We start from the raw sequence: 12,191 nt of genomic DNA, 5'->3' as shown, positions 1-12,191 counted from the left end.
CAATCGCCACTCTGATTTCCCCCGAACCCTGACATCGTCCGCCGACAGAGACGATGCGCGACAACCCCGCCACGACGCGGGGACGGAGACAAGACACATGGACCGCAGAACCCTCATCAAGACCCTGGCGGCACTGTCGCTGGCCCCGCTGGGCGCCGCCGCCCCTCGGCTGGCCGCCGCGCGCGAAGCGCCCCTGCGCGTGATCGTGCCGTTCCCGCCGGGCGGCGGCACCGACGTGCTGGGCCGCGTCATCGCCGCCTCGCTGGAAGGCGCGCTGGATCGCCCCGTGGTCGTGGAAAACAAACCCGGCGCCAGCGGCATGCTGGGCGCGGACTACACGGCCAATGGCGCGAAAGACGGCAGCATGCTGCTGTTTGCCGGCCTGGTGCCGTCGGTGCGCTACTACGCCCGCCCGCCCGAAGACGTGCTCAAGCAGTTGGCCCCCGTCTGCCCCATTGCGCGCTCGCCCTACATGGTGGCGGTCAATAGCGACCTGCCCGCCAAGACGCTGGCCGAACTGGTCGCGCAGGCGCGGCGCGAGCCCAAGGGGCTGACCTTTGGCACGCCCGGCAACGCCACGCCCCAGCACCTGGCCACCGAACTGCTGCAAGCCGCCTGCGGCATCGAGATGCTGCACGTCCCGTATCGCGGCACCGGCCCGATGATGACCGACCTGCTGGGCGGCCAGATCCAGGTCGTCGTGGCCACGGTGGCCGCGGTCGAACCGTATCTGAAGAGCGGCCGCCTGCGGGTGCTGGCCGTGACAAGCCCACAGCGCCTGCCGAAATATCCGGATATCCCCACCGTTGCCGAAAGCGGCTTTGCGGGGTTTTCGGCGCAGATCCAGTTCGGAACCTACTGCGCGGCGGGCACGCCCGAAGCCACCATCGCGGCGCTGAACCAGGGCATCAACCGCGCCCTGAAAACCGAATCCGTCCACACCAAGCTGGCCGAGCAGGGATTCGAGCCCACCGGCGGCACGCCGGCGCAACTGCAGGACGCGCTGCTGGCGGAGATCCGGGACGTGGCCGGATTGGTGAAGGCGGGCAAGGTGCGGGTCGACCTCTAAGGTGATGGCCCGCCTGCGCAGGCGGCCCTGAACCGACCGGGCCTGCGCCCTGTCCGGCGCCCGCCTCCGGGACCGGGGGCCGCTTGCACCCGCGCCCTTGCCGGGAGTAAATTGTTGACAATTCAGCGCACCAATCGCGCTTTATTCCGAAAATACCCCCTTTAACGGAACGAATTGTCAACACCATGAGCAAAGTGCTCACCTTGCCGGGCGCGCAGGCGACCGATGGCGCCCCCGTTGGCGAACCCATCGGCGAAACCCTGTCGGACCACATCTTCCGCAAGATCCAGTCCGCCATCGTCAAGGGCGAGATCGCCCCGGGCAGCAAAATTTCCGAGCCCGAGCTGGCGCGCATCCACGGCGTCAGCCGCGGCCCGCTGCGCGAGGCCCTGCACCGGCTGGAAGGCCAGAAGCTCCTGGTGCGAGTGCCGCACGCAGGCGCGCGCGTCGTGTCCCTGTCGATCCAGGAACTGATCGAACTCTACGAAATCCGTGAATCGCTGGAAGGCACCGCCTGCCGCCTGGCCGCCGAACGCATGCCGCCGTCGGAAATCGACGAGCTGCGCGGCGTGCTGGAAGCGCACGAACGCGACGAAGCCTTCCAGGCCGGCCTGGGCTATTACCAGCAGGAAGGGGATTACGATTTCCACTACCGCATCGTCAAGGGCAGCGGCAACCAGATGCTGTTTCGCATGCTGTGCGACGAGCTTTATCAATTGGCGCGCATGTACCGCATCCAGTATTCGACGACGCCCAATCGCCCGCGGCAGGCCTACGCCGAGCATCACCGCATTCTGGACGCCATCGCCGACGGCGATGGCGAGCTGGCCGAACTCCTGATGCGCCGGCACATCCGCGCATCCCGCATCAACATCGAACAACAGATCGCGCAAAGCACCCAACAGCGCACGGAGGCATGATGAACAAGTCGTACCGCAAGAACCTGCCCGGCACCCGCCTGGACTACTTCGACGCCCGCGCGGCCGTGGAGGCCATTGCCCCCGGCGCATATGACGGCCTGCCCTACACGTCCCGCGTCCTGGCCGAAAACCTGGTGCGCCGCTGCGATCCCGCGCTGCTGACCGACGCGCTCAAGCAGCTGATCGAACGCCGCCGCGATCTGGACTTTCCGTGGTTTCCGGCGCGCGTGGTCTGTCATGACATCCTGGGCCAGACCGCGCTAGTGGACCTGGCGGGCCTGCGCGACGCCATTGCCGACAAGGGCGGCGACCCGGCCAAGGTCAATCCCGTGGTGCCGGTGCAGCTGATCGTCGACCACTCGCTGGCCGTGGAATACGACGGCAACGACCCGGACGCCTTTGCCAAGAACCGCGCGGTGGAAGACCGCCGCAACGAAGACCGCTTCCATTTCATCGACTGGACCAAGCAGGCCTTCGAAAACATCGAGGTCGTGCCGCCAGGCAACGGCATCATGCACCAGATCAATCTGGAGCGGATGTCGCCCGTCATCTACACGCAGGACGGCGTGGCCTTCCCCGACACGCTGGTCGGCACCGACAGCCACACGCCGCACGTGGATGCACTGGGCGTCATCGCCATCGGCGTGGGCGGCCTGGAAGCCGAAAACGTCATGCTGGGCCGCGCGTCGTGGATGCGCCTGCCCGACATCGTCGGCGTCGAACTCTCCGGCCGCGCGCAGCCCGGCATCACCGCCACCGACATCGTGCTGACGCTGACCGAATTCCTGCGCAAGGAAAAGGTGGTGGGCGCGTACCTGGAGTTCTACGGCGAAGGCGCCTCCAGCCTGACGCTGGGCGACCGCGCCACCATCTCGAACATGGCGCCTGAATACGGCGCCACCGCGGCGATGTTCTCCATCGACCAGCAGACCATCGATTACCTGCGCCTGACCGGCCGCGAAGACGAGCAGATTGCGCTGGTGGAAAACTACGCCAAGACCGCCGGCCTGTGGTCCGACAGCCTGAAGACCGCGCAGTACGAGCGCGTGCTGCGCTTTGACCTGTCCACCGTCGTGCGCACGCTGGCCGGCCCGTCCAACCCGCATCGCCGCCTGCCGGTGTCCGACCTGGCCGAACGCGGCATTGCCGGCGTGGTCGAGAACCAGCCCGGCCTGATGCCCGACGGCGCCGTCATCATCGCCGCCATCACCAGCTGCACCAACACCAGCAACCCGCGCAACGTGATCGCCGCGGGCCTCCTGGCGCGCAACGCCAACCGCGCGGGCCTCGTGCGCAAGCCCTGGGTCAAGAGCTCGCTGGCGCCCGGTTCCAAGGCCGTGCAGCTTTATCTGGAAGAGGCCGGCCTCACGCACGAACTGGAACGACTGGGCTTTGGCGTCGTGGCGTTTGCCTGTACCACGTGCAACGGCATGTCCGGCGCGCTGGACCCGAAGATCCAGCAGGAAATCATCGACCGCGACCTCTATGCCACCGCTGTCCTGTCCGGCAACCGCAACTTCGATGGCCGCATCCACCCGTACGCCAAGCAGGCCTTCCTGGCCTCGCCGCCGCTGGTCGTGGCCTATGCGATTGCCGGCACCATTCGTTTTGACATCGAACGCGACGTGCTGGGCGTGACCGCCGATGGCCGCGAGATCCGTCTGAAGGACATCTGGCCCAGCGACGAGGAGATCGACGCAATGGTCAAGTCGGCGGTCAAGCCCGAGCAGTTCCGCAAGGTCTACGCCCCAATGTTCGGCATCAAGGACGACCGCCAGACCGCCGTCAGCCCGCTGTACGACTGGCGCCCGCAAAGCACGTACATCCGCCGTCCGCCGTACTGGGAAGGCGCGCTGGCCGGCGAACGCACGCTGCGCGGCATGCTGCCGCTGGCTGTGCTGGGCGACAACATCACCACCGACCACCTGTCGCCGTCCAACGCCATCCTGATGGACAGCGCCGCGGGCGAATATCTGCACAAGATGGGTCTGCCCGAAGAGGACTTCAACTCGTACGCCACGCACCGCGGCGACCACCTGACCGCGCAGCGCGCCACCTTCGCCAACCCGAAGCTCTTCAACGAAATGGTGAAGAACGCCGACGGCACCGTGAAGCAAGGCTCGCTGGCGCGCGTCGAGCCGGAAGGCAAGGTCATGCGCATGTGGGAAGCCATCGAGACCTACATGGACCGCAAGCAGCCGCTCATCATCGTGGCCGGCGCTGACTACGGCCAAGGTTCTTCGCGCGACTGGGCCGCCAAGGGCGTGCGCCTGGCCGGCGTGGAAGCCATCGTGGCCGAAGGCTTCGAGCGCATCCACCGCACCAACCTCATCGGCATGGGCGTGCTGCCGCTGGAGTTCAAGCCGGGCGTGAACCGCAAGACGCTGGCGCTGGACGGCACCGAAAGCTACGACGTCATTGGCGAGCGCAAGCCGCGCGCTGACCTGACGCTGGTCATCCACCGCCGCAACGGCAGCACCGAACAGGTGCCCGTGACCTGCCGGCTGGACACCGCCGAGGAAGTGTCCATCTACGAAGCCGGCGGCGTGCTGCAGCGCTTTGCCCAGGATTTCCTGGAAGCCGCTTCCGCGTCGGACGCCGGCAAGCTGGCCTGACCCGCGCTGTAAAGACCGGCGGGCGGTTGCAGCGCCCGCCGCCCTACTCCGATATTTCAGGATCGTTTCATGTCACATGCTCCCCAAACCAAGATCGCCGCCACCTACATGCGCGGCGGCACCAGCAAAGGCGTGTTCTTCAAGCTGGACGACCTGCCCGAATCGGCCCGCGTGCCGGGCGCGGCGCGCGACGCGCTGCTGCTGCGCGTGATCGGCAGCCCCGACCCCTACGGCAAGCAGATCGACGGCATGGGCGCGGCCACCTCCAGCACCAGCAAGACCGTCATCGTCGCCAAAAGCACGCGCCCCGGCCATGACGTGGACTACCTGTTCGGCCAAGTCTCCATCGACCAGCCCTTCGTGGACTGGAGCGGCAACTGCGGCAACCTGTCCGCCGCGGTCGGGCCCTTTGCCATCACCAACGGCCTGGTCGACGCCGCCCGCATCCCGCAGGACGGCATTGCCATCGTGCGCATCTGGCAGGCCAACATCCAGAAGACCATCGTCGCGCACGTGCCCATCACCGGCGGCGCGGTGCAGGAGACCGGCGACTTCGAACTGGACGGCGTGACCTTCCCGGCCGCCGAAGTGCGCCTGGAATTCATGGACCCGGCCGAAGAAGGCGACGGCGGCTCCATGTTCCCCACCGGCAACCTGGTGGACAACCTGGAAGTCCCGGGCGTGGGCACGTTCAAGGCCACGATGATCAACTCCGGCATTCCCACGATCTTCCTGGAAGCCGACGCGCTGGGCTACAGCGGCACGGAACTGCAGGACGCCATCAACGGCGATGCCGCCGCGCTGGCCCGCTTCGAGACCATCCGCGCGCACGGCGCCGTTCGCATGGGACTCATCAAGGACATCGCCGAGGCGGCCAGCCGCCAGCACACGCCCAAGGTTGCCTTTGTTGCCTCCCCGAAGGAATACGTGTCCTCCAGCGGCAAGAAGATCGGCACCGGCGACATCGACGTGCTGGTGCGCGCCCTGTCGATGGGCAAGCTGCACCACGCGATGATGGGCACCGCGTCCGTCGCGATCGCCACCGCGGCCGCAGTGCCCGGCACGCTGGTGAACCTGGCGGCTGGCGGCGGCGAGCGCGACAACGTCTGCTTCGGCCACCCGTCGGGCACGCTGCGTGTCGGCGCGCAGGCGCAGTTGGTCGATGGCGAATGGAAAGTGACCAAGGCCATCATGAGCCGCAGCGCGCGGGTGCTGATGGAAGGCCGCGTGCACGTGCCGCGCGAAGGGTTCTGACCCCGCTTTCTTTCGTGCTTGATGCGCAAACGGGGCAGATTCTGCCCCGTTTCTTTTTGCGCTGAAAGCCGGCTGAAACCGCCGCGACGATATTGCTCCGGTTCTGGCGCGGCCCCCTAAAGTCGCCGCCTGCATCTGCCGTTAGCGGGTTGCGGCCGGGGGTTTCCTGGCCGACTTGCAACCCGCCGGCCTTCCCCGCCGGCGTATCCAGTACACGAGCATGAAGATAACGTCGCTGCGCAACCGCATTTTGCTTATTACCTGCTTTACGGTGGTGGGAGCCCTCACGCTCTCCGGCCTCATCACCTACCAGATCGTGCGCGACAACATGATGTCCACCATCGCCGCCACGTTGGACGCCGTGGCCTCGGGCAACGCCAGCGCCATCGAGCGCTGGTCGGCCGACAAGGCGCAGGCGGTCGACGCCACCGCGAAAGTGGTCGAAAAGGGCGATCCCCGCGGTCTGACCCCGCTCATGGGCCAGACCAATGGCTTTCCCATCACCACCATCGGCTGGTCGGACAAGACCTTCTTTTCCACCACCAAGACCGCGGCGGATTACGATCCGACCGCCCGGCCCTGGTACAAGAGCGCCGTCGCCGCCGGCAAGCTGACGGTCACCAAGCCTTATGGCGATTCCACCACCGGCGTGCTGTACGTCGCATTCACCGCGCCGATGATCCGCAACGGCCAGACGGCGGGCGTGCTGAGCGGCGCCGTGCCGCTCGATGGCGTGAAAGACATCATCAAGGCCATCCACCCCACGCCTTCCAGCAGCGCCTTCGTGGTGGCAACCGACGGCCAGGTGATTTCGCACCTGAACGACAAGCTGGCGCTCAAGCCGTCGACCGACATTTCCCCGGCGTTGACGGCCGATGTCGTGGCATCCCTGGCCCGCGACGGCGCCGCCCCCGCCGACATCATGCTGGACGGCGCGCAAAAGCTGCTGAAGGCGCGCCGCGTTCCCGGCACCGACTGGTATCTGGTCGTGGCGCTGGACAAGGCCGAAGCCACGGTCGGCCTGACGCAGGTGCTGCACGCAACCCTGATCTCGCTGGTCGTCCTGACACTGATCGCCGTGACCATCGCCAGCGTGATCACGTCGCGGGCGTTCAAGCGCCTGTCCGCCGTGCGCGATGCCATGGACACCATCGGCTCGGGCGACGGCGACATGACGCACCGCCTGGCCGTGGTCGGCCACGACGAGGTCGCGCAGATCTCGGCTTCGTTCAACGCGTTCGTGGAGAAGATCACCCACGTCATGCGCGAAGTGCGCAGCGGCGTGCATTCAATGAGCGCCGCCACGCGAGAAATCGACATGGGCAACCGTGACCTGTCGCAGCGCACCGAAACGTCGGCCGCCTCGCTCGAGGAGACCTCTTCGGCGCTGACCGAACTGGCGTCCAGCGTGCGCCAGACCGAGGAAACCGCCGAGCACGCAACGCGCCTGGCCGACGAAGCCAGCGCCGTCGCCGCCCGCGGCGGTCAGGTGGTCAACGACGCGGTCAGCACGATGGACGAGATCTCGAAGTCGTCGCAGCGCATTACCGAGATCATTCGCGTGATCGACGGCATCGCGTTTCAGACCAACATCCTGGCACTGAACGCGGCGGTCGAAGCCGCCCGCGCAGGCGAACAAGGCCGCGGCTTTGCGGTGGTGGCCGGTGAAGTGCGCACACTGGCGCAGCGCAGCGCCGCGTCGGCGCAGGAGATCAAGACGCTGATCGAGGCGTCCGTCCAGAACGTCAAGAGCGGCACGCAACGCGTGCAGGCCGCGGGTTCGACCATGACCGAGATCGTTGACGGCATCAACCGCGTGCAGCGGATGGTGAGCGAGATCCACGGCGCGATGGCCGAACAAAGCACGGGATTGGGTCAGATCGACCGCTCGGTCGCCGACATGGACCAGGCCACGCAGCAGAATGCCGCACTGGTCGAGCAGTCCACGGCGGCGTCCGGCATGCTGAGCGATCAGGCGCGCGTGCTGGCCGATGCCGTGGCGCGTTTCAAGCTGCGCGAGGAAGAAGCGGCGGGTTCAGCCAGGCTGATCGCGCTGCCGGCCTGATCGCGGGCGTGCCTGGCGGGATCCGGGGCGGGGTTTACTTCGCCGCGGGACCGCCCGCCGCGGGATCGCCCGCCGCGGGACCGCCCGCCGCTGCCCCCACCTGCTTGAGCACGGCAACGGCCGTCGCAACGACCTGCCCGTCCGTGCTCAGCTCTCCTTGCATGAACACCAGCGAGGACGTCGCCCGCGCCACGCGGCCGCGCACTTCCAGAAACTGCCCCTCGCGCGCCGCCGCGAGAAAATGCGTGTCCAGCTGCACGGTCACGCAGGCGCGCCGGCCCAGCGCTTCCCACGCGATCGCGCTGATGCCGTGATCCAGCAACGCCGTCAGCAATCCGCCATGCACCACGCCAGCCGGATTCAGGTGATCGGCGGTGGCCAAGAGGCCATACGCCCAGCTCTCGTCCTCCTTGCGCACCCACAACGGCCCGATCAGGCCCGCAAAGCCCGCAAGCCCTCTTTTGCGCCACCCTTGCGGCACGGCCGGTTCGACATCCGGTTGCGTGGTCATGCGCTCAGCTCCTGGCGGCCATCAGTTGCGACAACGCGCGGGACTCGTCCTGCAGCGCGCGCGCCAGCGATTCGACGCGCGCCGCGTCAAGCTGTTCGGCCAATCCCGCGGCCACCAGCGCATGCGTCAGGCGCTGATGGCTGTCGAAGACGGGCACCGCGATCACGACGACGCCGTTGATGTAGTTGTTGCGGTCCACGCTGTAGCCTTGGCGGCGCACCGCGTCCACGTCGGCCTTCCAGGCCGAAAACTCGGGCGCCTGATCCCAGCGCAACGCCTTGAAGCGCCGCTCCAGTTCCTTTTCCGACAAATCCGCGAAGGCCGCGACGAGCCGGCCGGTCGCGCTGATCAACGCGGGAAAGCGGCTGCCCACGTCCACGTGCAGCCGGAACGGCGCATTGGACCGCGACAACGCCAGCACGACCATGTGATCGCTGCCTGACACCTCGACGCCGATCGCGGTGACGCTGGCCGCGTTGGCGATCCGGTCCAGCACGGGTTGGGCCAGCGCGGGAAACGGATTGCTCTCGATCACGCTGCGCGCCAGCGTCAGCATGCCCACGCCCAGGCTGTAGCGCTTGGCGCCGGGATCGACCTTGACCAGGCCTTCTTCCACCAGGACGCGAAGAATGTGCAGGCAGGTGCTGGTCACCATGCCCAATTCCTGCGAGATGGCCTTGAGCGTCATGGGCTCGCCGCCACGCCCGAGCAGGCGCAGGATCGCGATCGATCGCGTCACGGCCGGCACCGGCCGCACGCGCGGGCCGGCGGCGGCAGGGTCCGGGGTACTGGTTTCACTCATCGGTTTCTCCGTTTTTATTGCGGCAAGCATACCGTGCGGCGACCGCGTCGCGGGTCCGGCCTAGCGCCACGAAATTGTATATATACAATCCATAAACGCGATTGACAATTTATTTGGTGGCGCGCATAGTGAGTTCCACAGGTTGCCGACCCACACAGGTACGACGAAATGACCAAGCTGACCGATACCCTTTCTTATGCGGACGCCCAGGCGCTTTGCGCCCCCGACAAGCTCTGGGAGCTTTTCGACGGCAACCGCGAACACATGAACATCGCGCACGAATGTATCGATCGGCACGCGGACAAGGCCGAGCCGGCGATCATCCTGGTGCGTGCGGCGGGCGGGGACGAAACCTACTCGTTCCGCCAGATCGCCGAGCAATCCTCGCGCCTTGCGCACTACCTGGCCGAACAGGGCATCCGCCCCGGCGACCGCGTGGCCGTCATGCTGGAACCGTCGCTGCCGTTCTACGTGGCCATGTTCGGCGCCATGAAGATGGGCGCGATCGCCGTGCCGCTGTTCACGCTGTTCGGCCCCGACGGCATCCAGCTGCGCGTGCAGGACTGCCAGCCGCGCATGCTGGTGACCAACGCGGAAAAAGCGCCGCTGGCCGCGGGCGGCGAGGACATGCGCGTCGTGATCGCCGACGAGGCGTTTCTCGGCACGCTGGCCGCCTATCCTTCGCACTACGAATGCCGCACGCGCGGCGACGATCTGGCCATCTTCCAGTACACGTCCGGCACGACCCGCGAGCTGCCTGACGCCGTCAAGCACACGCACCGCGCCCTGGTCACGCTGATGCTGGCCGCGCTGTACGGCACCGGCATCCGCCCGGGCGACCGCTACATGTGCCCGTCCTCGCCCGCCTGGGGACATGGGCTGTGGCACGGCACGCTGGCGCCGCTGGCCTTGGGCGTCACCATCGGCGCGTATGCCGGCAAGTTCAACGCCGAGCGCCTGCTGCAGGCCTTGCAGGAGCACCGCTTCAACAACATATCGGCTGCCGCCACCCATTACCGGATGATGCGCAACAGCGGCGCGGCCGGGCGCTACCGCTATCACCTGGACAAGGTGTCCTTCACCGGCGAACCCATCGACAGCGAGACCGCCGCCTTCGTGGAAGCGACCTTCGGCCGGCCGGTCTGCAGCATGTACGGCACGACGGAGATCGGGGTCTGCCTGGTCAATTACCCCGGCGCGCCGGACTTCACCGTCAAGGCCGGCTCGCTGGGCAAACCCGTGCCGGGATTGCGCGTCGAGGTCCAGGACGCCAACGGCCAGCCCTGCGCGCCTGGCGAAACCGGCGAACTCAAGCTCTGGCGCCGCGACGCATGGGTCGCCACCAAGGACCTGGGCCGCGTGGACGAAGACGGCTACTTCTGGCACGGCGGCCGCGCCGACGACGTCATCATTTCGGCCGGCTGGACCATGAGCGCCGTCGAGATCGAAGACGCCATCCTCAAGCACCGGGACGTGGCCGAGGCTGCCGCCATCGGCGTGCCCGACCCGCTGCGCGGCCAGGTCGTCAAGGCCTTCGTGGTGTCGGCGCGCGCGGGCGACGACACCTTCGTGGAAGAAATCCAGGACGCCGTGCGCAGCCGCCTCGCGCAGCACGAGTATCCGCGCCAGGTGGTGTTCGTGGCCGAGCTGCCCAAGACGCCCGCCGGAAAGATCCATCGCAGGAAATTGCGGGAGCAAGAGCTTGCGACCGCCAACACCACGCCCGCCGGGGCCGCCCACGCCTAGGGCAGTCCGGCACAGGCCATCTTCAAAACCAGGAGACATCATGCTGACCCAGACCAAGACCGAACGCAGCTTTCCCAAGATCACCGAACGCGGGCTGGACGAGCTGCGCGAACGCATCGGCGTGAAGATCGGCGCCACCGCCGAACCGTGGTGCTACGAGGCCACGCGCGACAACATCCGCCATTACGCCCACGGCATCGGCGATGACAACCCCCTGTGGTCGGACCCGGAATACGCGGCCAAGACCCAGCACGGCGGCATCATCGCGCTGCCCAGCTTCCTTTTTGCCACCAGCCGCATCGTGTCCGGCTACGTGGGCGGGCTGCCCGGCGTGCACGCCATGTGGTCGGGCGCGGACTGGACCTGGCACAAGACCGTCAAGCGCAACGACACCATCTCCACCGAAGCGCACCTGAAGAACCTGATCGAACACCAGACGCGCTTTGCCGGCCGCGCCGTGCAGCAGATCTATCACGTGGACTTCTTCAACCAGGACGGCGACAAGGTCGCCGAGGCCGACAGCTGGTGCTTTCGCACCGAACGCGACCACGCGCGAGAACAGGGCAGCAAGTACGCGGAAGTCCGCGCACGCGAGCCGCGCCGCTACAGCCCCGAGGAAATCAAGGAAGCCTACAAGCTCTACGCCCAGGAAGAAGTGCGCGGCGCCACGCCGCGCTACTGGGAAGACGTGAAGGAAGGCGAGGAACTGCCCGTGATGTTCAAGGGCCCGATGACAGTGACCGGCTTCATCGCCTTCGCGCAGGGCTGGGGCGGCCTGTACATCCGCGCCAACAAACTGGCGTGGCAGCTCATCGACGCGCATCCGGGCGTGGGGATCACCAACCGCTTCGGCATTCCCGACGTGCCCGAACGCGTGCACTGGGAAGAAGACTTCGCGCTGGAAGTCGGCGCGCCCGGCGCCTACGACTACGGTCCCGAGCGCAACTCGTGGCTGACCCATCACCTCACCAACTGGATGGGTGATGCGGGGTTCCTGCGCAAGTCCACGTGCAAGATCCGCCGTCACAACCCCGAGGGCGACATGCTGTTCTTCAAGGGCAAGGTCGTGCGCAAGTACGTCGAAGACGGCCGGCACCTGGTCGAGATCGAACAGGAAGCGCGCAATCAGGACGACGAGCTGTCCGTGCTGGGCTCCGGTGTGGTCGAATTGCCTACCCGCGCCTGACCGGCGGCAACCCCAAGACGAGG

At 67.1% G+C, this 12,191-nt stretch carries 9 protein-coding genes; 7 read left to right on the top strand and 2 right to left on the bottom strand.

Annotation, left to right across the window (positions count from 1 at the left end; translation table 11 throughout):
• Window positions 1–97: 97 nt before the first annotated feature.
• The 5 genes from HV786_RS01065 (at window position 98) to HV786_RS01045 (ending at window position 7,923) form a co-directional block, all read left to right on the top strand.
• On the top strand, window positions 98–1,069 hold the full coding sequence (locus HV786_RS01065) for a Bug family tripartite tricarboxylate transporter substrate binding protein (RefSeq protein ID WP_175209756.1): 972 nt from the start codon (window positions 98–100) through the stop codon (window positions 1,067–1,069).
• Window positions 1,070–1,254: 185 nt separating this feature from the next.
• Complete coding sequence (locus HV786_RS01060) at window positions 1,255–1,989, top strand: GntR family transcriptional regulator (protein ID WP_128829015.1); 735 nt, start codon at window positions 1,255–1,257, stop codon at window positions 1,987–1,989.
• On the top strand, window positions 1,989–4,604 hold the full coding sequence (gene acnD / locus HV786_RS01055; protein ID WP_128829016.1) for a Fe/S-dependent 2-methylisocitrate dehydratase AcnD: 2,616 nt from the start codon (window positions 1,989–1,991) through the stop codon (window positions 4,602–4,604). The genes HV786_RS01060 and acnD overlap by 1 nt, the downstream gene beginning before the upstream one ends.
• A 69-nt stretch (window positions 4,605–4,673) precedes the next feature.
• The gene (prpF, locus tag HV786_RS01050) at window positions 4,674–5,858 is read left to right on the top strand and encodes a 2-methylaconitate cis-trans isomerase PrpF (RefSeq protein ID WP_128829017.1); all 1,185 of its coding nucleotides are present in this window, start codon (window positions 4,674–4,676) and stop codon (window positions 5,856–5,858) included.
• 220 nt (window positions 5,859–6,078) lie between these two features.
• Window positions 6,079–7,923, top strand: coding sequence for a methyl-accepting chemotaxis protein (locus HV786_RS01045; protein WP_128829018.1), 1,845 nt, complete (start codon window positions 6,079–6,081; stop codon window positions 7,921–7,923).
• A 34-nt stretch (window positions 7,924–7,957) separates the two neighbouring features.
• Here HV786_RS01045 and HV786_RS01040 read toward each other — a convergent pair whose 3' ends face one another.
• On the bottom strand, window positions 7,958–8,434 hold the full coding sequence (locus HV786_RS01040) for a PaaI family thioesterase (RefSeq protein ID WP_175209754.1): 477 nt from the start codon (window positions 8,432–8,434) through the stop codon (window positions 7,958–7,960).
• Between the two features lie 4 nt (window positions 8,435–8,438).
• Window positions 8,439–9,236, bottom strand: coding sequence for an IclR family transcriptional regulator (locus HV786_RS01035; protein WP_081259812.1), 798 nt, complete (start codon window positions 9,234–9,236; stop codon window positions 8,439–8,441).
• A 168-nt stretch (window positions 9,237–9,404) separates the two neighbouring features.
• Between HV786_RS01035 and HV786_RS01030 the strand changes: the two genes are divergently transcribed.
• Window positions 9,405–10,982 carry an acetate--CoA ligase gene (locus tag HV786_RS01030; protein ID WP_128830305.1) on the top strand — a complete coding sequence of 526 codons (1,578 nt, stop codon included), beginning with the start codon at window positions 9,405–9,407 and terminating at the stop codon, window positions 10,980–10,982.
• A 40-nt stretch (window positions 10,983–11,022) separates the two neighbouring features.
• Entirely contained in the window at window positions 11,023–12,168 is a 1,146-nt protein-coding gene (locus HV786_RS01025) for an FAS1-like dehydratase domain-containing protein (RefSeq protein WP_056559293.1), read from the top strand.
• Window positions 12,169–12,191: the final 23 nt, after the last annotated feature.

It is taken from the genome of Achromobacter mucicolens (assembly GCF_902859725.1).
Classification (GTDB): Bacteria; Pseudomonadota; Gammaproteobacteria; order Burkholderiales; family Burkholderiaceae_B; genus Achromobacter; species Achromobacter mucicolens.
Note: the sequence above shows the minus strand (reverse complement) of the source record. Positions and strands in the feature narration are given on the sequence as shown.